This is a genomic window from Bradyrhizobium ferriligni (assembly GCF_056837965.1).
This window is the reverse complement of record NZ_JBXEJO010000010.1, coordinates 104,187-125,192: the sequence shown is the minus strand read 5'-3', so window position 1 is coordinate 125,192 and position 21,006 is coordinate 104,187. Positions and strand designations below refer to the sequence as shown.

The 21,006-nt window shown below is 60.5% G+C and carries 22 protein-coding genes, 1 tRNA gene and 2 pseudogenes; 9 read left to right on the top strand and 16 right to left on the bottom strand.

The genetic code is table 11. The features are described 5' to 3' along the window. Positions 1–796: 796 nt before the first annotated feature. Positions 797–931 (top strand): hypothetical protein, encoded by a 135-nt coding sequence (locus tag AC1VNY_RS08310; protein WP_016841200.1) that lies wholly within the window; start codon positions 797–799, stop codon positions 929–931. Between the two features lie 952 nt (positions 932–1,883). Here the strand turns inward: AC1VNY_RS08310 and AC1VNY_RS08305 are convergent. From AC1VNY_RS08305 to AC1VNY_RS08265, 9 genes and pseudogenes are all read right to left on the bottom strand, one after another. Continuing rightward, positions 1,884–2,249 (bottom strand): annotated as a pseudogene (locus tag AC1VNY_RS08305) (helix-turn-helix domain-containing protein); the annotation flags it as partial. A 402-nt stretch (positions 2,250–2,651) separates the two neighbouring features. Next, a pseudogene (locus AC1VNY_RS08300) lies at positions 2,652–2,832 on the bottom strand (ABC transporter transmembrane domain-containing protein); the annotation flags it as partial. Positions 2,833–3,205: 373 nt separating this feature from the next. Then, a complete protein-coding gene (locus AC1VNY_RS08295) occupies positions 3,206–3,439 on the bottom strand; it encodes a DUF6894 family protein (protein ID WP_194456839.1) in 234 nt (77 codons plus the stop codon). Between the two features lie 473 nt (positions 3,440–3,912). Continuing rightward, on the bottom strand, positions 3,913–4,446 hold the full coding sequence (locus AC1VNY_RS08290; protein ID WP_482404803.1) for a hypothetical protein: 534 nt from the start codon (positions 4,444–4,446) through the stop codon (positions 3,913–3,915). 92 nt (positions 4,447–4,538) lie between these two features. Then, complete coding sequence (locus AC1VNY_RS08285) at positions 4,539–5,036, bottom strand: Hsp20/alpha crystallin family protein (RefSeq protein ID WP_026191922.1); 498 nt, start codon at positions 5,034–5,036, stop codon at positions 4,539–4,541. Positions 5,037–5,120: 84 nt separating this feature from the next. Continuing rightward, complete coding sequence (locus AC1VNY_RS08280) at positions 5,121–5,570, bottom strand: Hsp20 family protein (RefSeq protein WP_016844156.1); 450 nt, start codon at positions 5,568–5,570, stop codon at positions 5,121–5,123. 489 nt (positions 5,571–6,059) lie between these two features. Continuing rightward, positions 6,060–6,695, bottom strand: coding sequence for a MarC family protein (locus AC1VNY_RS08275; RefSeq protein ID WP_482404802.1), 636 nt, complete (start codon positions 6,693–6,695; stop codon positions 6,060–6,062). Positions 6,696–6,732: 37 nt separating this feature from the next. Continuing rightward, entirely contained in the window at positions 6,733–6,954 is a 222-nt protein-coding gene (locus AC1VNY_RS08270) for a hypothetical protein (RefSeq protein ID WP_016844154.1), read from the bottom strand. A gap of 462 nt (positions 6,955–7,416) precedes the next feature. Continuing rightward, on the bottom strand, positions 7,417–7,980 hold the full coding sequence (locus tag AC1VNY_RS08265; RefSeq protein WP_075968948.1) for an NADH dehydrogenase ubiquinone Fe-S protein 4: 564 nt from the start codon (positions 7,978–7,980) through the stop codon (positions 7,417–7,419). A gap of 1,786 nt (positions 7,981–9,766) precedes the next feature. On the opposite strand from AC1VNY_RS08265, the gene groES reads away from it, so the two are divergent. Beyond that, positions 9,767–10,081 (top strand): co-chaperone GroES, encoded by a 315-nt coding sequence (gene groES / locus AC1VNY_RS08260; RefSeq protein ID WP_016844152.1) that lies wholly within the window; start codon positions 9,767–9,769, stop codon positions 10,079–10,081. Positions 10,082–10,129: 48 nt separating this feature from the next. Continuing rightward, positions 10,130–11,752 (top strand): chaperonin GroEL, encoded by a 1,623-nt coding sequence (groL, locus tag AC1VNY_RS08255; protein WP_018269037.1) that lies wholly within the window; start codon positions 10,130–10,132, stop codon positions 11,750–11,752. Between the two features lie 927 nt (positions 11,753–12,679). Here groL and rpoH read toward each other — a convergent pair. Next, positions 12,680–13,624 (bottom strand): RNA polymerase sigma factor RpoH, encoded by a 945-nt coding sequence (gene rpoH / locus AC1VNY_RS08250; RefSeq protein WP_482404801.1) that lies wholly within the window; start codon positions 13,622–13,624, stop codon positions 12,680–12,682. Between the two features lie 725 nt (positions 13,625–14,349). On the opposite strand from rpoH, the gene AC1VNY_RS08245 reads away from it, so the two are divergent. The 6 genes from AC1VNY_RS08245 (at position 14,350) to AC1VNY_RS08220 (ending at position 16,300) form a co-directional block, all read left to right on the top strand. Continuing rightward, complete coding sequence (locus AC1VNY_RS08245) at positions 14,350–14,805, top strand: Hsp20 family protein (protein ID WP_018269039.1); 456 nt, start codon at positions 14,350–14,352, stop codon at positions 14,803–14,805. Between the two features lie 404 nt (positions 14,806–15,209). Beyond that, entirely contained in the window at positions 15,210–15,524 is a 315-nt protein-coding gene (locus tag AC1VNY_RS08240; protein WP_041482610.1) for a hypothetical protein, read from the top strand. Beyond that, positions 15,521–15,700: a hypothetical protein gene (locus tag AC1VNY_RS08235; protein WP_018269041.1), complete on the top strand. Its 180-nt coding sequence runs from the start codon at positions 15,521–15,523 to the stop codon at positions 15,698–15,700. Before AC1VNY_RS08240 ends, AC1VNY_RS08235 begins: the two co-directional genes overlap by 4 nt. A gap of 16 nt (positions 15,701–15,716) precedes the next feature. Further along, positions 15,717–15,908, top strand: coding sequence for a hypothetical protein (locus AC1VNY_RS08230; protein ID WP_018269042.1), 192 nt, complete (start codon positions 15,717–15,719; stop codon positions 15,906–15,908). Further along, positions 15,905–16,045 carry a hypothetical protein gene (locus AC1VNY_RS08225; protein ID WP_157183403.1) on the top strand — a complete coding sequence of 47 codons (141 nt, stop codon included), beginning with the start codon at positions 15,905–15,907 and terminating at the stop codon, positions 16,043–16,045. The genes AC1VNY_RS08230 and AC1VNY_RS08225 overlap by 4 nt, the downstream gene beginning before the upstream one ends. Before the next feature lie 33 nt (positions 16,046–16,078). After that, positions 16,079–16,300: a hypothetical protein gene (locus AC1VNY_RS08220; protein ID WP_016845482.1), complete on the top strand. Its 222-nt coding sequence runs from the start codon at positions 16,079–16,081 to the stop codon at positions 16,298–16,300. A 639-nt stretch (positions 16,301–16,939) separates the two neighbouring features. Here the strand turns inward: AC1VNY_RS08220 and AC1VNY_RS08215 are convergent. From AC1VNY_RS08215 to hisD, 6 genes are all read right to left on the bottom strand, one after another. Continuing rightward, a tRNA-Phe gene (locus tag AC1VNY_RS08215) sits at positions 16,940–17,015 on the bottom strand. 140 nt (positions 17,016–17,155) lie between these two features. Then, positions 17,156–17,350: a DNA gyrase inhibitor YacG gene (yacG, locus tag AC1VNY_RS08210; protein ID WP_482404800.1), complete on the bottom strand. Its 195-nt coding sequence runs from the start codon at positions 17,348–17,350 to the stop codon at positions 17,156–17,158. A gap of 505 nt (positions 17,351–17,855) precedes the next feature. Further along, on the bottom strand, positions 17,856–18,485 hold the full coding sequence (locus tag AC1VNY_RS08205) for a Maf-like protein (RefSeq protein WP_018269043.1): 630 nt from the start codon (positions 18,483–18,485) through the stop codon (positions 17,856–17,858). 198 nt (positions 18,486–18,683) lie between these two features. Next, on the bottom strand, positions 18,684–19,148 hold the full coding sequence (locus AC1VNY_RS08200) for an arsenate-mycothiol transferase ArsC (protein WP_482404799.1): 465 nt from the start codon (positions 19,146–19,148) through the stop codon (positions 18,684–18,686). 54 nt (positions 19,149–19,202) lie between these two features. After that, positions 19,203–19,709 carry a UPF0262 family protein gene (locus AC1VNY_RS08195; protein ID WP_016841326.1) on the bottom strand — a complete coding sequence of 169 codons (507 nt, stop codon included), beginning with the start codon at positions 19,707–19,709 and terminating at the stop codon, positions 19,203–19,205. Then, positions 19,706–21,001 (bottom strand): histidinol dehydrogenase, encoded by a 1,296-nt coding sequence (gene hisD / locus AC1VNY_RS08190; RefSeq protein WP_482404798.1) that lies wholly within the window; start codon positions 20,999–21,001, stop codon positions 19,706–19,708. The genes AC1VNY_RS08195 and hisD overlap by 4 nt, the downstream gene beginning before the upstream one ends. Between the last annotated feature and the right edge of the window lie 5 nt (positions 21,002–21,006).

Sequence of the window (21,006 nt, the reverse complement as noted above, 5' to 3'; positions counted from 1 at the left end):
TCGTCGGCGTAGCTCGCTCGCTTCCTGGGTGAGACGTTCTTCAAGGGGGATAATCTGAGCAACCGTGCGTCGTCGCTTCATGACACCAACCTCGTCTTGCTTACGGGTCCTAACCGTTGGGTTTGAGCTTCACGAACATAATATGCGGTTCCCCGGCGTTCAGAAGCATCTCGAATCCGACATTGATCTTCATTCGAAATGCATTCTCGGCTGTGCTCTCGCTAGAGGTGGCGACCGAGCCACCCGAATACAAGGCTTTCACGGCGGGCACGACAAATGAGATGAATGCGTACTGCGCGATCAGGACTATATGACACAGCGCTCGTTCCAAATCTTCTCTGCGCAGTGACTTTCGGATCGCGACCGGCACACGACGTTTTAGTGCTCGCTATTGGCCAGCCACAGGCGTAGGGTCGCTGGCATCACCGTATTATCAACGGCATCGACCGGTGACTGAGGGTCACATGCGCTCCCGCCAACGAACTAGCAGGAGCGTTCGATGTCGCGTTTTCGTGCCTCGGAGTGGATCGTCCCACCGGTGATCGTGCCACTGTTTCTTCTGCTTCTCGTATGTGCGGCGGCCATCCTCAATGGCTAGCACGGCTCTCTTGGTCTGCTCGGTCACAGAGAGAGCTTATCACGTCACTTTCGGCGCGGCGCGGAAAGACCGTCATGATGCGCCTTACGCGAACTCGGCGCGAGGGCAACATGGACGCCAGCATCCTTACGTCGCCCTCGACGCATATTGCAACTAAATGGGCTGGAAGAACTCAGACCCCAATTGGAGATAGACATCATGGCCAAGGGACAGCAACGCGGCAATCGCGAAGCCAAGAAACCGAAGAAGGAAAAGGCAAAGGTGATCGCAGCGGCGCCGAGCCGCAAAGAGGCCGCCTGGCAGCCGGACTTCGGTCCTGCAAAGAAGAAGTAGGCAGAGGTTGAGCTTTGTTTCGATGGCTTCCAAGATCCCGAGCGAGATGGTGCTGGAAGTAGCCCTCTATCAGTCTTGGAACGTCAACTTCGTCATCACAAGCGGCACAAGGCCGTCAAGCGTTGAAGCAATCGCTGACGGCACTGAGCTTCTCCTCGATGCCTATCGACGGCGGTACTGAGGACGACAGGCGCTCCCGCCTCCTAGCTGGGGACTCTCCATGTGCGAGAAGTGCATCGAACTCGACAGGAGAATCGAGCATTACCAAAAGCTCTCAAGCTTTGTAACCGACCAGACCGCGCAAGAGGGAATCCGCTTTCTTATTGCAAAATACTGCGCAGACAAGAAAGCGATTCATCCGGATCAGGGATAACGCCGCCTGGCTGTTGGGCGAAGCATTCCGCGGGCTCTTCACGCCGGCCACGACGACGTAGCGATCTTCAAATAGAAATTCGAAACCCAGCCGGTCGTCGGCATTAGTCCATAAGTTTCAAGCCGGCGGCCCAGTCGATCCCCTATGACGGTCGGCGAGATGCTCACGGCTCAGGAGCGCCACCCCGGCGGCCGGCACATTGCGTTTCATGATGGAAGCACCCCATCACGAGAAGCTCACGACGTCTTTGTCAATGACGACCGGTATATTGCGTCCGCATCCGTCTTCGGGATCACGGATTTGCTGATGGCCAATTTCGTTCGCCATGAAGCATGGCGTAGCGCCGGACGCACACTGGACGTGTCGTTCTTCACCCAGGCGTACGATTCTGTGATGAGGCAAACGGCATGATTGCGGGAGCGGGCGACATGAAGGAGCCCTCCACGGCGGAGCTTCGCTCGGCGGTACCATCAAACCCGTGAAATCGTACAAGATAGTAGCGTGTCGCACAAAATCGTAGATTTGGTAGCCGGGGAGCACCCGCCCCCCGACCTTCATTTGTTTGCGAACTGCGGTTCGGCGCTTGACCAGGCCGTGACGATCGAGCACCGCGTGCACGGTGCTGATCGCGGGCGTGTGTACATCCGGATAAAGCCGAGCGAGTCTTTCCCTGATCTTTGGGGCTCCCCGGCTTGGCTTGTCCTCCTTCAAGCGCGCGATCAGCGTCTCAATCTGGGTGGGTAGCTGGTTGGCATGGCGGTAGGGCCGGCGCGAACGGTCGGTGAGCCCTTCCAAACCAACCTTGTTGTAGCGCGTGAGGATCTTGTAGCCGGTCTTGCGGGAGATGCCGAACTCACGGCACAGCGGCGCCATCTGCTCCCCGTCCAGCAGCCTGGCAATGAACTTCAGTCGTTCGTCCATGGGTTTACACGCCTTCCAGGGCATTCTGCGCTCCCCGCAAAAGGCCCCATTGTGTAACCCATGTCTCCGGAATGAACTGTCACCCCTCTCTAAGGAAGGGCATACAAAACCACGAAGATTTCCGTTCTTGCCGGCAATGGCGGCTTGGAGGATGTCCTTGTCGCCGATGATCCAGACGGCCTGGTTGCCGACCTCGACTGCGTCGATCATCGCGCGGATATAGCCTCTGCGGTGGTGGCGTCGCCCGCATCCCAGCTTCGCATTCATCAGTTGCGCGAAGGCGTCGATCGTCTTCACATTGACGGCAGCCGCCGTGCCGAATTGAACTCGGGGCGATCGAGGGCCACCTGAGCCCGCTCCCGTGGACCGGCGCGCCCGATAAGATGTCCGCCGCCTTGCCGTGAGCCAGAGTGTCGCAAGCGAAGGGAAGCATCGGTGCGCAACCAGCGTCCGCGCCGAGCTGGTTAGGAAATTACGGATGTTCTCGAGTGCCCGCACCCGCGCAACCGAATCTCCCGCCCTCCGCGCCGCGAAATAGGCGATCGGCAGCGCGATCAAATGCCTGGAACAAGCGGGCGCCAAGCTCGACGTCGATCCATTCGGGAGTCGCAGGAAGCGCAAACGCAATGCCCCTCAGAAGCGAGGGTCCATTGATCGCGCGCGGCGGTGTGGTCTTCGGATTGTTCCGAGCAAGTTTCGCCTGAACGCGAAACGTCTTACTCGATCAAGACGGGGACGGGAATTTGAATTTCACAGTCGACCGATCGCGGCCGTCACGAGAGCTACGCACGCCGTAGGCCATCGTCCCGATCTCACCGCTGCCGCGGACCCGGCGGGTCACCGCAACGGCTCCGCGGTTATCGATGATGAAAACGATTATTCGCGCTCTGGCCACTCTCTCGCGGGAAAAAATCAGCGCCCACGCAAAGACGTCGTTCGTCCCAGAGGCCACCCACGCGTCACGAGCAGTCCATCGTCAATCAATGCCTTCGCGCCGGACGCTGAAGACTGAGCTCTGCCACCGCGGCTCCAGATTCATCTCGCACCTCGATGGTGACTTGACGCGACGTATTGGCACCGGCTCGATCGCGCACAACGTCAGCTAACGATTTAGCTGCCTCGATCTCGGCTGCCTCGATATCGGGCAGGAGGATGCCTTCCTCGTCTACCGCGAGTTCATCGCCCTCCCGGATGTCGAAGAAATAGCGTTTCATCCGGAAGCTCAATCTAGATCGCACTTCGCTATGAACCGACGCGGCAACGCAACTGCGACGCTCCGCACATGATTGGCATGGAGACAAATCACAGATCAAATGTCGCACCAATTCACGTTGTTGTTCAAGCTCAACGACGATCCTTCTAACTTGGGCGCCTAGATCGAACGTTCTTTGGACTCTTCTGGGTCGTCTCGTTAATTCGGGATTGGAGGGCGCTTGATTAGTGCCCGGCCAAATGCGCCGATCATTGCCGCCGCCTCGTGATCTCCGCGTTCATCGAGAATGCGATGCAGTGTCTTCGCGCTCTCCTGGAAAACGGGCAAAAGCGATGGGTCACGTTCGCACAAGACCCCTGCAATACACAGCGCAAGGGCCTCTGTGCCCATCTTCGCTTGAGCTAACGGATCTGATGCCATCTTTTTCTGCTTTCATCGTCAGTTTCGCAGTTGTACACCTCGGAACCCCGAGGCTCAGGTTGTGTGACGATGCTCGCTCCTGGAGGCGATCAAGCCCTTTAGTTCCTCCACAAGACGCCGCCTGACGAAGTTGCGTTCGGCGTCGGTCAGTTGAGTGTCTAACAGCCGCCGGTACCGCCGAACATTTGCTTCGCGCGTCCACCGAGCATCGGCGCCAGATATTCTCAACGGCCGATGCCGCCTCGTCACAGTATGCCGTTGCGGGTCGGAAACGGCGTAAACAGGTTTGCTGAAACGAGGCGGCGGCATCGCCATTCCGCCGCGAGGCGGCGGGTCATTCTCCTCGTCCAAACGCTTCAGCGCAGCCAGGATGTCGGCAAGGCGCAACCTATGTGGGATGCCGGGCACCTCCCGAAGAGCTGGCTGGGACTCGACAGCGTACATATCCGACGCCCAGGACGAGAGGATAACGCGCTTCTCGTCTGTCGAAAGCCGCGCGTCGTGCAATACATCTCCGGGTGAATTGTAGTGAGATACCGGATGGAAAAGGGGATCAATGATGTTGGCATTGCGATTGACATGGCTCATGTCGTGTCTCCTATTTCTCCTTTCGTCCAGAGACGGGTTGATGCGGGTTTAGGATGAGGTCGGCGACGTTTACGCGCCGCCGACCTCAGATGTCAGTTGCTATTGATCGCAATACGCTTGACGCTCGATCTCGATTGCTCGGACTTCGGTAGCGTGACGGTGAGGACGCCGTTCTTGAATTCGGCTTTCGCCTTGTCTTCTTCGACGCCATCAAGCGAAATCTGACGCTCGAAGGATCCGTAATATCGCTCGCTGACGAACTTGGAATCGTCGCTGTGTTCAGCTTTCCTTTCACCGCGGATCGAAAGGACGCCATTGACGATTTCAACCTGGACATCCTTTTCGCTGAGGCCCGGGAGTTCGGCAGAAACCGAGACCTCCTTGTCAGTCTCGCTCAGTTCCAGGCGCGGCCAGCTGAACTGGCCTTCCATCAGCGGAGTGTTGACGCGACCCAAAGAGCCAAAGCCGCGGAAGGCGTCATCGAACAGGCGGTTCATCTCGCGGTGGAGCGTAAGAAATGGATCAAATCCCTCGCGTCTGGTTGAGAGTTCTTGACCTTTCGTCCAGGGAACAAGATCGCGAATACCCATGATATCCTCCTTAACTTGACATGCAGCTGGTCAGCGCACGGGCGGCTATCGTCCGTGCGTGATTTGACCCAACATGAAGCGGGCTCAGGCCGCCTTCTGCGTGAGTTGCGCGGCAGGAGCGTCGCTTTCGATGGCGATGCGCCGCGGCTTCATGGCCTCGGGGATTTCGCGCACGAGTTCGATCCGCAGCAGACCATCGTCGAACATCGCCGTCTTTACTTGGACGTAATCGGCGAGGTTGAACTGCCGTTTAAAGGGACGCGCCGAGATGCCCCGATAGAGGAATTCGTGCTGGTCCTTCTCGCCCTTGCGCCCCTCTACTGTCAGTACGTTCTGCTCGGCCGTCACGGAAATCTCATCCTGACTGAAGCCGGCCAGTGCCACCGAGATCTGGTAACGGTCCTCGCCGAGCCGCTCGATGTTGTAAGGCGGGTAATTGTCTTCGGACCGATGCTGGGTTTCGTCGAGAAGATCGAAGAGGCGGTCGAACCCGATGCTCGAACGCCACAGGGGGGTGAAATCGTATGTCCTCATAGCCAAGTCCTCCTGAGAGCAAGATGGATACGAAGGAGCGCAAGACACACGGTGCAAGACACCGGTCCGGCGCCCTGTTCGCTCTGCCGAGCCCAACCTGGCGCCCGGCACCGCCCGAAAGCGGCAAAAATCCAATTAGAAAAGCGGCATTCAGTTTCAAGGGTGGCTGCAAAAATTTTGGGTTGGTTTGGCCCGGATATTCCGGCCCGCACCGGAACCGAGTTCGGTCAATTTGCCCATCAAGCGCACGACGAGCGATCCACGATGAGCCCACTCAGTGCGGGCATTGGTCCCTCGGGTACCAAACAGGAATGGAGGCACGTTGTACTTTGTTCGAGAGGTATAAATTCCTTGATCCAGGTGAAGGGTCGGGACGACCAGAGAACGGTGCCATCCCGGCTAGGTCACTGGCAGCGGGAGCTGAGCCTCCCCCCGGGAGCGGCACCGGCTGGGCTCGGAGCCCCTGCCGGCAGCTGCCGCGGCAGAAGCTCAGCCCGCCAGTCCGGGCAATTCGCTCCGAAGGCCCGTCATTATGAAGTTCACGCCTATCGCCGCTACGATGAGCGCCATGATGCGGGTTATGACGTTAATTCCGGTCTTTCCCAGGAACCGCTCAATCGCCGCCGCCGTCCAGAGGGTCACCCCGATCAGGAATGTTGCACTGAGCGACGCCGCGGCAAGCAGCGCCTTCGATAGCCAGCCAGGATTATCATTGGAGAGGGTGATGATGATGCTCACTTCGGCTGGGCCGACCAGTAACGGGAATGCAAACGGCGTTATCGCCATTCCATGAATATCCACCTCACTGCTGTCCACTCCGCTGGGTAATTGTATGAATTTCCCATACCGGGCCTGAAACATCTCGAGCGCGATGACCAGCGCGAGCAACCCACCCGCGATACGGAAGTCGTTGAGACCGACGTTGAAAAAGCCCAGGATTTCCTTGCCGAGCACGGCGGCCCCCACGAAGAAAACCGCGACCGCCGTGCCGGCCAAAACGATGATACGATGGATATTTGCGCTTCCGGCTTGCCGCGTGATCGCCAGAAAGATTGGAATTGCACCGACCGGATTCGTCAGCGCATAGAGCAGCATCGTGATTCCGATGAACTGATTCCAGAGCATGGTCGTGGTCTACCGTGGACAGGGCGCTCCGCAGTCCTCAATCCTTTTCGATGACAATCTGCGACTCAGCCGCGAGGCCGGCCAGTGATCTCATCATCGTACGACGCAACGCCTCGTCTGCAACGTCGGCGGATTTCCACACGATGATGCGTGGCGCCTCGCTACGGCCGGCCCAAACCAGGCTGTATCTGCGGATCAAACCGCCCGACTTGATGCTTTCAAGTGCCTCAGTGAGTAGATCGTGAAGCTGTACCGTCATGACGAGATCTCTGGCGAAATGCCCGACATCCGTAGTCCAGGTCAGTCGATTCCAATCCGCAACATCGCGCGAGCGAGTTCGAGTTCACTGATTGCTTGGCGCAGTGCCCTGCGGGCCGCGCTCTTGTCACCGTTCGCACAAGCTGCGCTCAGCTCGGCAAGGTACCGGCGAGCCGCCTCAGCGTGCGCCACAAGATCTCCGGCACCTGCAAAGCTCGATCCCCGTTTCGTGTCCATAGTCAATTGCCTCCGACCGAAGATCCGTCAGCAATGTGAAGCTTGCTGTACAAAAGACGATAGGAGCAAACTCGGGTATTTCAAGGTTTCTCGGAAGGGAGTTAGCCTGGAGAGCTTGTCGCGGCAACAGAGTGTCTGGCTGTCAGGTCATCAATCGCAACGGCACGGCTGCCGTGCCAGCGCCGCACGGGTACGCCCGGCAACTCTGTGTTCGGATTCGTCAGAGTCAGCGGGTGACGCATCCTGCATGACGCCCCTCTGACGCCCAGCCTCGTCTCGGATGAAGACGCCCTGATGACGGAAGTCCTGAACACCGGTTCGCGCTCGACGTCCAAGCAGTGTTCGATTGCAAGCCTCTTGAGATCACCGAAACCGAAATCCTCGGAAAGGGCATCATACGGCGAGTAATGGTTCGCGGAGCTGCCCTCATAAGCGTTTCAGACGTCCGTCGCAGATCCGGCGCTGCTGGGCCCGCAGGTACGCCATGAGGCGAGACTAGCCCGGGGTCTTGGTCACGTGCTGGACGATCCAGAAGCAGGTACTGCAACTCTTGTCCGCGAGCGTAGGCGATCGCCGCCTCTGCTGAGGGAAATGAGAGCTCGAGTTGGGCGAGCGGATCCTCGTCCTCCGTCCAACCCATCAATGGCTCGATGCTTAGCGGCGTGCGACGCTCAAACTTAAGTTTCCATTCCTCTTTCCGCCTTGGCGCTGAAGTCATGACTGAACGCGCCACCCTGTATATGACGGCTTGAGCATCAGCTGGAAATGTAGATCGGGCGTTGGCCGGCATCTCCGCCTCCGCGGTAGGTGTTGAGTTGCCTAATTCACATTCGTTGGTCTCCGCTTTTCTTCCAGCGGCAGCGCGGCGCGATGGCCGCTAATGACACCGTCCTCGAATGCGGCGGGCGGGCATTTTGCTCGGTCATGATCGCAAACGCGGTGACCGCAGGCGAGCAATTACTTGTTTGTGCCGAGCCAACTTAGAAGCGACCTTTGACGTTTCAAGTCCCTTGCCATCTCTTGCAGACGCGCCGTGTGCCATCCCATCTCTACTTGCCGTCTCTGTGGAAAGTCATGCGTGGATCGATTGCATCGCAAGGGGGCGCGGCGCCCCCTAGGGGTTCACAGCTCCGGTAGTGCACCAAACGAGCGAGGCGTCAGCTCCTACGAGCTATGGCGAGACGAAGCGCGTCGTGCCTCACCTAACCGAAGAGTTGGTGCGGGCAATCCGTCCATCAATGGCGTCTTTCGAGCTGAATGAACGAACGGGGCCCTCGGGGCGGCCCCGCTGTCCTCGTCCTCACCACCAATGATGCCAATGCCAGCGGCGATGCCACCACGGCGGGGCCACGTAGAAGCGCGGCGGCGGCGGATAGTAGGCGTATGCGCCATACAAGTTCGGGCGCCACCAGCATCGTCCCCACGGGTTGCAGATCCAGCGAACTTGCTCAACATTGGGCTCAACGTTAGAGGTCTGCTGCGCTCGCGGCAGACCATTCGGCATGGCCACTGCGCTCGACGTGAAAGCCAAAGCCGCAAGGGCCGTCAGAGCTGCTTTTCCTTTCATCGGATCCTCCTTACCAAACAAGAATCGTGAATAGGCTGCGCGATTGACGATGACGCGCTCGCGCGCGTTATGTCGGGCGGCCGAACACGTCGTGCGGCATCTATCCGCGCGATGGCATCCTAGCGGTTGCCACGCGAGTCATCCAATTCCATCGCCGGCTCAGGAAGAGCATCCCTTGCAGATATCGGGAATGAGCTCTTCAGCGCGGAAGTCCGGAGTGGCGCTGAACTGACGCTCGAGGCGGCTCCCGCTCCATTCCGGAGACCTGGCTTGTGCTGACCACCAGCATCGACAAGGCAAACGCTACGTAAAAGCCACGCATGGTTCGCCCTCCAGTTCAAGTCCTGTTTCTCCAAGCCGAGAGCCTGGTGCGCCAATTTCTGAATGGGCCGGCGAACCAGCGAACAAGTCGGTTGAAGCTTCGTTCGATGATCGCACCACAGTGGGGTGCAGACGGAAGATGATAAAGCTTCATAGCCACATTCTCCTGCAAGCAACGCGGTTATGCCGAAACGCCAGATCCTCGCGGCATTTGGCGTGCCGTTCCCTGCAATAGGGCCTTGGCGGCAATTGATTTAGATGAGCTGCTCGATCTTTCAAGAAGCGCCTGATCTTCGAATCTATCGCTTCCGAACTGGTGGACCGCGGCTCACGATAGAGCGGCTTGCCTCGCAGGATTCACCTTCACGGAGATGTTGGCCACAGGGGTACTCATGACCAGGGCGGCCAGTGGGACAGTCCATCGGCCCTTTCGTTGACGCCAGATGGCAAACGGGTCGTGCGAGTGGTTCATTGAAAGCCAACGTTTTCGCGGTTCGGAAAATAGCGGTCGTCAGGGAAGCGCAAAACAGGGTTCAACGAGATGCCCGGCAAACGACGAACCCGGATCGTCAAAAAGTTTTGGTCAACCTCTTGAATGGTCCTTCTGCGATCCTAATTGGATTTTCCGCCGGGGCTGGGATCCGGCCCCCGGTCAAGTGACATCGCTAGATTGCAAAGGAGGATGTGCATGCATTTCCGTCCGCTGCACGATCGTGTGCTCGTGCGCCGCCTTGATGCCGAGGAAAAAACCGCCGGCGGCATCATCATTCCCGACACCGCAAAGGAGAAGCCGCAGGAAGGCGAAATCATCGCCGCCGGTCCCGGAGCGCGGAATGAACAGGGACAGTTGATCCCGCTCGATGTGAAGGCTGGGGATCGGGTTCTGTTCGGCAAATGGTCGGGGACGGAGGTGAAGATCGACGGCCAGGATCTCCTGATCATGAAGGAGAGCGACCTTCTTGGTGTCGTCGAAGACAGTGGCAAGCTGAAGAAGGCGGCCTAAAGGCCGCTGGTAGGCTGACAGTCATTGAACAGAAAGGAGATCGCTATCATGGCTGCCAAGGACGTAAAATTTTCGACCGAAGCCCGCGACCGCCTGCTGCGCGGCGTGGACACACTGGCAAACGCAGTGAAGGTCACGCTCGGTCCCAAGGGACGCAACGTGGTGATCGAGAAATCGTTTGGCGCGCCGCGTATCACCAAGGACGGTGTCACCGTCGCCAAAGAAATCGAGCTTGAAGACAGATTCGAGAACATGGGCGCCCAGATGGTCCGCGAAGTGGCATCGAAAACCAACGACCTCGCCGGCGACGGTACCACCACCGCGACGGTGCTGGCGCAGGCCATCGTCAAGGAGGGCGCGAAATCGGTGGCTGCTGGCATGAATCCGATGGACCTCAAGCGCGGCATTGACCTTGCGGTGGAGACAATTGTCTCCGATCTGAAAATTCATGCGAAGAAAATCACGTCCAACGACGAGATCGCGCAGGTCGGCACCATCTCCGCCAATGGCGACACCGAGATCGGCCGCTTCCTTGCGGACGCGATGCAGAAGGTCGGCAACGAAGGCGTAATCACGGTTGAGGAAGCGAAGCACCTCAACACCGAACTCGAGGTGGTCGAGGGCATGCAGTTCGATCGCGGTTATGTCTCGCCCTACTTTGTCACCAACACCGAGAAGATGCGGGTCGAGCTCGAAGACCCCTACATCCTGATCCACGAGAAAAAGCTGTCCGGACTACAGACCATGCTGCCGCTGCTCGAAGCAGTGGTGCAATCCGGCAAGCCGCTCCTCATCGTGGCGGAAGACGTCGAGGGCGAAGCGCTCGCGACGCTGGTTGTGAATCGGTTGCGCGGTGGGCTGAAGGTCGCTGCCGTCAAGGCGCCGGGCTTCGGCGATCGCCGCAAGGCGATACTGGAGGATATTGCGATCCTCACCGGCGGCACCGCGATCTCCGAAGACCTCGGCATCAAGCTCGAGAACGTCACCCTCAACATGCTCGGCCGCGCCAAGAAGGTGGTGGTCGACAAGGAGAACACCACGATCGTCAACGGTGCCGGCGCCAAGAAGGACATCGCGGCGCGCGTCGCCCAGATCAAGATCCAGATCGAGGACACCACCTCCGACTATGATCGGGAGAAACTGCAGGAGCGGCTGGCCAAGCTCGCCGGCGGCGTCGCCGTGATCCGCGTCGGTGGTGCCACCGAGGTCGAGGTCAAAGAGCGCAAGGACCGGGTCGACGACGCCCTTCATGCGACCCGGGCCGCGGTCGAGGAGGGCATTCTTCCTGGCGGCGGGGTCGCCCTGCTGCGCGCGCTCAGAGCGCTCGACGGCATCAAGACGGCCAACGCCGACCAGAAGGCCGGCATCGACATTGTGCGTCGTGCGATCCAGGTGCCGGCACGGCAGATCGTCCAGAACGCGGGCGAGGATGGCTCCCTGGTTGTCGGCAAGCTCCTTGAGCACAGCGACTACAACTGGGGCTTCAATGCCGCGACCGGCGAGTACCAGGACCTGGTCAAGGCCGGCGTGATCGATCCCGCCAAGGTCGTACGCACCGCGCTCCAGGACGCATCCTCGGTTGCTTCGCTGCTGATCACGACCGAGGCGCTGGTGGCCGACAAGCCCAAGAAGGCGGACCCGGCTCCGGTCGCGCCATCGATGGACTTCTGACCAGGTCGGTGCCCGGGCGTGGCGCCCCGGGCGCCGCTCGCCCAATGTAGGAGGGAGGTAGCAGATAACGAGCAAGAATCTCACGATGAGCGTGCAGTTTCCAGGTGTGTTGCGTCGAGGCGGAGCTGCGCTCGCGTCGAGCTTTCGCAACGATCGCACTGGCGGGTTTTCGAACGATAGGAGGATTAGATGATCTTGGATCGAATCATTGGCTCCGCTCGTACGGAGCATCGAAGCAACGGTTCCGCCGCACCCCGTACCACCCGTGCGCTGCTGACGGGATTGCTCGCAGCCGTCCTGAGCCTACCGTCGCTCGCGGCGTGGGGAGCTGACAGCCCGCAACGGACAAATGGTCCACCGACAACGAAGGTGGACCCACTTCCGCTCCCGCCGATCTCATATTCCTACTCGATGCCCTGGATGAGGTGGAGCACGACATCACCGACAATGAGAATTGACACTCTCATAATACCGAGCCTTGATCCATCGCGGGCCTTCGAGGTTTCGCCAGATTGCGTGCACGGAGAGCCGACGATCGGCTAACCCTGCCACAATGCCCGGTGCGCACCGCGACATCGCGATGGCCACCGAGCAGTGCCAATCAGCCGTGTAGGTGCGGACCCTCATCGCGCACGATCGCGGAGAGCCAGACGGTTCCGTCGCCTGCAATACCATCCCCACGAACGCGCCGCCTGGCATAATTGTCCGAGAGGACTACGGAAGAAGCGATTGAACCTGTCGACCGGCGGCTTGATGGATCGCGCCAGTAGATTGATCTCCAATTGTGGTTGGCTCACACGATGAAGCCAGGAACTAAAGGCGCCCACGCTGCCGCGCTGAATAAATTTGCAAAAGCGATAGCGATTACGACCTCGGTAATCATGCTTGCGTCTCCCAATAGCGCCGAGAGCTTGTGGGGCAGAGTTATCAAGATCTCGCGTAGCGAGGAAACTTGGGTTGCAGCGAGGGCTTTCCCTTCAGCCCGGCTGTCGAGCGTGCTTGGGTATCGGCGATGCGGGCCTGGACCGCGCTCCTCATCAGCTCGACGGCACGCCCTTCGATCTGGCGGATCCGCTCGCGTGAAACGCCGTGCTCCCGCGCCAGTTCGTCCAAAGTCTTCGGTTCATCGGCGAGCAGGCGCGCCTCGACGATGGCCCGCTGGCGCGCTGACAGGGTGTTGAGCGCTTCCGTCAGTGCGACCTGGCGCCGATGATAGTCATCGATCTCGCTGAGGCGACTTTCCGGATCTGGGGTAGGATCTATCAAGCGGTCCTGCCATTCTTCTGATGCCTCCGTATCGCCAATCGCAACGTTCAACGAATGATCACCGCGCAACCGACGATTCATTTCAATAACGTCAGGCGGGCTCACCCTGAGCTGCTTGGAGATATAATTGACGTGCTCCGGTCTCAAATCACCTTCGTCGGCAGCGGCAATTCTGGTCTTAAGCTGCCTTAGCTTGAAGAACAGTTTTTTTTGCGCGGGCGTGGTGCCCATTCGCACAAGCGACCACGATCTCAGGATGTATTCCTGGACGGACGCCTTGATCCACCACATGGCATAAGTGGCCAGCCGAAAACCTCTCTCGGGCTCAAAGCGCTTGACGGCTTGCATCAAACCGAGATTGGCCTCTGAGACGATGTCGGCAATTGGCAGGCCGTAATGGCGGTAACTTATCGCGATCTTTGCGGCCAGACGCAGGTGGCTTGTCACGAGGCGGTATGCCGCCTGCCGATCACCGTGATCTCGCCAGCTCCTTGCGTAAGCGACCTCTTCGGAAGCTTCAAGAAGCGGGAATTTTCGAATCTCAGTTAGGTACCGAGAGAGCCCGTCCCTCGAGGATAGGGAGGGCAGCGCAGCGATGGTAGGCATGATGCTCGCTCCTTTCTGTTCCTATCAACCACACAGAAATCAAGCAGATAAAACTCAACGTAGGGTTTTCGACTACGCGACGTGAGAACCGCGATGCGACCTAGCGAAGATGACATCAACGTCGCGCGAAATCCCGCCAGGAATGTCGACACGTCGCATATCCAAGTCAACACCCGGTAAGCGTCTGGTAGACCCGTCCAGACGTTGACTAAAACGGAGATGGCGAGGTTTTGTTTCCAGTGGACCAGATGGATAATAGTCGGCGCGCTCGCTCACCGGGAGCCACGCGAAGCGTTGCAATCGCAGTTCTTGGAGTCGAAAAGCACTACGCCCGCTAGTCGCTGCCGGTGGCACGTTTACTTACAGCATCTGCAGGGCCGATCTTCGCTGCTAAAGGTCGCACGAACTGCCGGCATGTAGGTCACCACGCCCACAACTTGCCGACGCCACGTGCCGCATTGCAACAAATCTGGAGAAAGCGCGGTGCCGAGCTGCTGCGCGGCTCCGCGATGCTTCCGCTCGTTCACCATTGGCGGGCCGGGTCGAAGGCAGGTCGCAAATTTTTCTCAGAGCGACTCTTGACGCCGTCACTCTGTTGCATAATTTTTGCCGCGCCAGTCCCGCTTTGGGGCGGTGTCTGGGCGCCCATTCGGGCCCAGGCGAGACGGGCGCCGGTTGTGTCCCGGTGCCGTTCATATCCATCTTGCTCTCTGGAGGATTTGGCTATGCGCACATACGACTTCTCCCCTCTCTTCCGCTCGACGATCGGCTTCGACCGTCTTTTCGATCTTGCCGAGATGGCCAATCGGGCCGGCGGCGACGACAACTACCCCCCATACAATATCGAACGGGTGGCCGAAGATCGCTACCAGATTGCGCTTGCAGTCGCAGGCTTCTCACCTGACGAGATTTCGGTGACGGCCGAGCAGAACGTCCTCACGATCGAAGGTAACAAGCCCGAAAAGGACGAGCGCGAATACCTCTACCAGGGGATCTCGACCCGGAGGTTCAAGCGGCAGTTCAGCTTGGCCGATCACGTTCAGGTAAAGGGTGCTGCATTCGACAACGGGCTTCTCAAGGTCGGGCTTGCGCGCGAGATTCCCGAGGCCATGAAGCCGCGGCGGATCGCGATTAACGCAGCGTCGACGAAGGCGCCCCGACGGCTCGAATCTGCGGCCTGACCCGGCGTAGCCGCGTGCCGGAAATCCGGCACGCAGCCTTCACATCGATATCGTCTTCAGAACGGAGGCAACCATGCGGCCGACGACCGCGTATACCAATCTGGACGCTTTGAAGTCGTTGATCCCAAACGAGCGACGGTTCGAACGTTCGCGGGATGTATTCTCGGATCCCCCCACTGATCATGGCCAAGAAGCGGGCCATTCTGGCGCGCCGGGCTTCCAAACTCGCCGCCATTCCATCTCATCGTACCTCGCGCGCGCCGATGGGACATTCAGCTTCCCTTCGCGTCGACGTGATCCTGCCTTCACTTCGTGGTCTGGACGGCGATCCACGCCGACCGTCGGGAAGAAAGTCAGCGCGCCGACGCTCGACGGCGCGTCCTCTTGCAGCATAGGAGTGTGTCATGACCGACATCAAGCTGCCTAAGCAAGTCGTGGACAGGATTGAAGCCCGCTGGACCTCAAGATACAGCCCGATGGAGAAACGACACTCTAGATTGATCGACAGACGGCTCGAGCAACTTCGAGCGCACCGTAACAACATCTGGCGTTATCGGCGGCTTCTGAAAACCCAGCTTTCCGAGTTGGAGCGTCAATTCATCGAAAGACGCCTCGCCGAGGAGCTCGAGGCCGTGGAACGCGTGGCGTCTGACGTACCCCCCATCGGTACGTGCCGGTCAATCCCGGCCGCCACAACATCGGGAGAAAACCACCTATGATCGACCTTCAAGAGACACTAATTCGCGGCAGCGAGAAGATCATCGGCCACTACCAGTATCTCCTCGCTACCGCGACCTCGGAACAGGAGCGCGAGCGCTTTCGCGAGCGCATCAACCAAGAGCAACAGCTGCTGGACAAGCTTCGGCAGCCTGAGCAACCCGCTCGCGCAGCGTAAAAGGATGACCTGCTGCATGAGTGAATTGAAGAGCTTGCCACTGGATGAAGCTATCCGACTTCGCTGGGTCTTGCGGGACATCAGGGCCAGGCGCTTCATCGTCAGCCCGCTCGATCCGGCCGACGTTCAGAAGCTCACCCAGATGGGTTACGTCGAAATCCGGGACGCGCTCCCCGCACTTACGACCAAGGGTATGGATGAGACTTGAAGAAATTAGCTCAGCATAAGCGGACTCGCTTAGTCAAAAAGGCGGTTGCTAAGCTGACGGTCATCGTGCTTAGCGAACCAAAGGAAGGCGTGGCAATGACTGTGAAATTCATCGTTTTCCGCGAGCAAGAAAATTGACTTTGACCACCTACAAGGGCTCGGAGGGTAAAAATGTCTACCTATCTGCATACGCAAATCCGGCAAATGAAGCCGACGGAGATTAGCCGCATTGTGACCGCTTACGAGCGCACTCTGCATGCGCTCTCCGTCAAGGATCGTGACGACCCACTCACGGAAATGGTCGCGAAGACAATCATCAAGGTCGCACAGACCGACATCGCTGATCCCGCAGAGATTTCGGCTCAGGCGATCAAGCAATTGGAAGTCCGGTGACAAAATGAGATCTTCAGGCGAAGGAACGCCCCGCATGATACTCACCGGCGCTGGGGTCTCGGCGAATAGGCGCTCGTTCATCGTTTTGGAAATTGCCGATGAAGATCGGGCTTTTGAGGTGGCAAGGAGAATCGCTGAGCGCACGGGGCGTGAGGTGACGGTGCGTGATGTGAGCTGGGTAGAATTGACCACAATTCCGGGTGGGAAGAGGCACTGAGACAGGGTTCTTATGCATGATGGTTGGCGGCAGCACGGCGCCTTCCGCACGCCTTTACAGAGCCATTTGCGACGCGGCTGTTCCTCATCAATGCGAGGGCAGCCCGCGAAGCTATGCGGTGCTTATATCCTCGAGACCGTCGAACCCGCCGAGCTGGACAATCTTCTCGAGATCGCCAAGCGTGACCGACTTTAAATCAAGAATGCCCTGCGAACGGAAAGCCTGAGGGACTCGGTTGACATGCACGACGCTTAATCCAAGTGCGTCGGCGAGTCGAGGGAGGCGTTAGTTGCGGGGACTGGATTTGAACGTACGTAAACTTTGCGAGCCTTAGGGAGGGAAATCCGCGAGCGCCCTTCGCGCCGATCGTCCAGCGAACACTATCATACAAGAGCGTGCTCAAGCGTGGAAAAGCGTAGTTTTGGTGCCCAGGGGCGGGATCGAACCACCGACACTGCGATTTTCAGTCGCATGCTCTACCAACTGAGCTACCTGGGCATACCCGCGGGGCCGAAAAGGCCGGAGCGAGCGGGCGGTTTATAGAGAGGTCGGAGCGTCGTGTCCACCCGCCTTCGCCAAAGGCTTCGGCGCGGCGAGCCCGCCCGGCACTCTTTCCCCAACTTGTTGGGAAATCTTGGCTATTCCGGGTCCTCCGCGTCGTCCTCGCGGCCTGGGACGACATAGCGGCCGGTCAGCCAGCGGTTGAGGTCGACGTCGCGGCAGCGTGCCGAGCAGAACGGGCGGAAGGCCTCCTCGACGGACTTGCCGCAGATCGGGCAGGCGCGCGGGGTGGCAGAAGGTATGGCCTTGGGCGTTCGGGGTTGGTCAGTCATGGCTGGGACGGAGTTTACAACATCTGGCAATTGCGGAGGCGGCCGCATGTTCCGCTGCGCTCCCTCTCGGCTTGCGGGTAGGGCAATCGCATATGCGTCTTCGCCGGCCGCGCAGGTACCTGGCCTCGTGCCTCGAGACGGCGACCTCGCCCGCAAGCGCAGGGCGATAGCCTCGGAGCGAGGGGCGTCTCCGTGATTTCTGGATAATGGAAGAATGCCGCTGATTTGCCCGACGAGTCAAGTTGCCGTGGCCCGGCAGCCGCCGGCTACTTTGCATGGGGTTGTTTTCGATATTTTGGCAGCGCGCCCCTGCGGCGAGCTATCGCGTCCGGCTGTCGGCCTCGTTCCATAGCCCGGCCATGACGATGTGGAGCAATCGGGGTGGGGGTCTCACCGCGAGTCGCCCAGGAGGAAAAAGCTTCACCCGTATCGCATCTTCGATGCGATACGACCTCTCCCGCGAGCGGAAGAGGTGGACTGCCGTCGCCGCACGAAAGCAGATACCTCACACCGCGACGGAGTTGAGCCAGCCGTGGCGGATCGGAAAGCCCTCGCCGCCGAGCAAGGTCACGGTCTCGTAGAGCGGCAGGCCGACCACATTGGTGTAGGAGCCGACCATCTTGACCACGAACGATCCGGCGATGCCCTGCACCGCGTAGCCGCCGGCTTTGCCGCGCCATTCGCCGGAGCCGATATAGGCCTGGATGTCGTCCTCGCTGAGCCGCTTGAAGCGCACGCGCGTTTCGACCAGGCGCTGACGGAATGCCTCGCGCGGCGTCACCACGCAGATCGCGGTGTAGACACGGTGATTGCGGCCCGACAGCAGCCGCAGGCACTGCGCGGCCTCGTCGACCAGATTGGCCTTGGGCAGGATGCGGCGGCCGACCGCGACCACGGTGTCGGCGGCAATGATGAAGGAGCCGCGCAGGTCGTCGTCAAGATGCACCGATTTCAGCGCCGCGTCGGCCTTGGCGCGCGCCAGGCGGTTGGCGCAGGCGCGCGGCAACTCGCCCCGCCGCGGGGTCTCGTCGACATCGGCCGGGCGCAGCGCATCGGGCTCGATGCCGGCCTGGTTGAGCAGGGCCAGCCGCCGCGGCGAACCGGAAGCAAGAACGAATTTGGGACGGCCTAGCATGCGGGCTTTTGGGCTGAATCGGGGGGACGGACGCGGGCGGAACCTATCGGATGGGGCATGGATGCACAACCTTGGAACCGGCCGCGAATCGCGCCCCCGCCTGGAGACAAGGCCCCATAAGCACAGCTGTTTGTCAGTCTGGCGACAAGCGGCGGTTCTGCGAATCGGAACATGCTGGTCCCCTCGCCACACAAAGCCTCACAGGTTTGCCGCGCCGGCCTTGGCAAAGCGGCGGCGGATGCGCAGCAACAGGCCGTCGCAGACCTCGCGATAGGCGGCCAGCTTCTGCTCGCGCGAGCCCTCGGTGCCGGTCGGATCGACCGTAGGCCAGTATTCGACGTCGGCCGCGAGCGTGCGGGTGAGGTCGAGCGCCTTGTGATGCGCTTCGGGAGCCAACGTGATGATGAGATCGAAGTTCAGCCCCTCCCAGTCCTCGAGCTCCTCGAAGGTTTGCGGCTTGTGGCTGGAAATGTCCTGGCCGAGTTCCGCCATTACCGAGACGGCGAACGGATCGAGCTCACCCTTCCTCACCCCGGCCGAGCGCACATAGAGGCCTTGCGGAAACATCTGCTGCAGCAGGCTTTCGGCCATCGGCGACCGCACGCTGTTCAGGCCGCATGCGAACAGCACGGCCTGGGGGTTGCGCGCGCGCGGCGCTTCCATGCGATCAGGCTTTTTTCGATCGGGGTACGCCCCCGTCAATCATCGCGTCACCGATCATGCGCCCTCACCCTTCCAGTGCAGCACCGTGATCAGCGTGAACAGCCGTCGCGCGGTCTCGAAATCGACGCGCACCTTGCCCTTGAGCCGCTCCTGCAGCGTGCGCGAGCCCTCGTCGTGGATGCCGCGGCGGCCCATGTCGATCGCCTCGATCTTGTCCGGTGTCGCGGTCCGGATCGCCTGATAGTAGCTGTCGCAGATCATGAAGTAGTCCTTCACGACGCGGCGGAACGGGGTCAGCGACAACAGATGCGCGACCACCGGCGCGCCGTCCTCCTTGCGGATGTCGAACATCAGCCGGTTGCCGGTGATCGCGATATGCAGGGTGTAGGGCCCCGGCCCGGCGGCGCCCTCGGGCGCGAACAGGTTCTGCTCGATCAAATCGTAGATCGCGATCGCGCGCTCATGCTCGATATCGGGCCCGGAACGGCCGATCGATTCCTCGTCGAGCGTCACCGCGACGATGCGATTGTTGGAATCCTCGTCGTCTGGTGGCTTGTTCATGAGAGGTTGAGGCGCAATCCGACGGAACGTGAATGGGCATCGAGACCCTCGGCCTGGCCGAGCGTCATCGCGGCGGGCCCGAGCGCACGCAACTGATCCGGCCCGCACCGCAGGATCGAGGTTCGCTTCATGAAGTCAAGCACCCCGAGGCCCGACGAGAACCGCGCCGAGCGCGCGGTCGGCAGCACATGGTTGGAGCCGCCGACATAATCGCCGATCGCCTCCGGGGTATGGGCCCCGAGGAAGATCGCCCCGGCGTTGCGGACCTTGTTCGACAGGCCCTCGGCATCCGCGGTCATGATCTCAAGATGCTCGGCCGCGACCGCATTGGCGAGCTCGACCGCGGCGTCGAGTTTTGCCACCTTGATCACGGCACCGAAATCGTTCCACGAGGCGCGGGCGATCTCGGCGCGCGGCAAGGTCGCCAGCTGCGCCTCGACCGCGCGCTCGACGTCGGCGGCGAGCCGTGCACTGTCGGTGATCAGGATCGACTGCGCGCTGACGTCATGCTCGGCCTGCGCCAGGAGATCGGCCGCGATCCAGTCGGCATTGCCGGTGTCGTCGGCGATGACCAGCACCTCGGAGGGACCGGCGATCATGTCGATGCCGACCTTGCCGAACACCAGCCGCTTTGCCGCGGCGACATAGGCATTGCCGGGGCCGACGATCTTGGCGACCGGCGCGATCGTCGCGGTGCCGTAGGCCAGCGCCGCCACCGCCTGCGCGCCGCCGACGCGGTAGATTTCCGAGACGCCGCCGAGATGGGCGGCCGCGAGCACCAGCGGGTTGAGCTTGCCGTCCGGCGCCGGCACCACCATCACCACGCGCGGCACGCCGGCGACCCTGGCCGGCACCGCATTCATCAATACCGAGGACGGATAGGCCGCGGTACCGCCGGGCACATAGAGCCCGACCGCATCGACCGCGCTCCAGCGCCAGCCGAGCTCGACGCCGGCGGCATCGGTGAAGCGCTCGTCCTTCGGCAACTGGCGGCGGTGGAAGGTCTCGATCCGGTCGCGCGCGAACCTCAGGGCCTCGACGGTCTCGGGGTCGCAGGCCGCAACCGCGGCGTCGATCTCGGCTGCCGTAATGCGCAGGCCGGCCGCGTCGATATCGAGCCGGTCGAACTTTTTGGTCGCCTCGAGCAGCGCCGCATCGCCGCGGGCCGCCACGTCGTCGACGATCGCACGGGTGGCGCGCTCGACGTCGGCCGACACCTCGCGCTTGGCCGCCAGGAAATCGCGGAATCGCTGCTCGAAATCGGCGCTCTGTCGGTCCAGGCGAACGGGCATGACGG